Source organism: Dellaglioa sp. CoH-57-MRSF-22, assembly GCF_056781895.1.
In genome coordinates, this window is the sequence record NZ_JBXAXT010000154.1 from 1 (window position 1) to 323 (window position 323).

Annotated in this window: 1 protein-coding gene; it reads left to right on the forward strand. The window is 48.9% G+C overall.

Going from position 1 to position 323, the window contains the following annotated elements; genetic code table 11:
* A partial coding sequence (locus AC1RPR_RS08625; protein WP_481763538.1) for a hypothetical protein occupies positions 1-183 on the forward strand: 183 nt, incomplete at its 5' end.
* Between the last annotated feature and the right edge of the window lie 140 nt (positions 184-323).

Sequence of the window (323 nt, forward strand, 5' to 3'; positions counted from 1 at the left end):
GCCTACAGGGGTAATTCGAAGTTGGCTGATTTGCTTACACTGATGGAAAGCGACGATGCACTGCGCCTGCGCAACGCGGTTCAGGCGGCACGCACTGTTGGTGTAGAGGCGGCGGCGCAAGAATTCAATCTTGAGCAGTTTGAGTTGAACTACGTGCTGAAATCGTATAGTCTGAACTCCTAATTTAATATGGATGGGATTTGTCTGATCCCAGTTTTAGGAGAGCCCAGTGGCACAGTACATTAGACTATATCTGGTACCCATAAACGGGGTACAACAAGTGATCGACGTTGACTCATCGGTCCTGATCCGCAGCAATAATC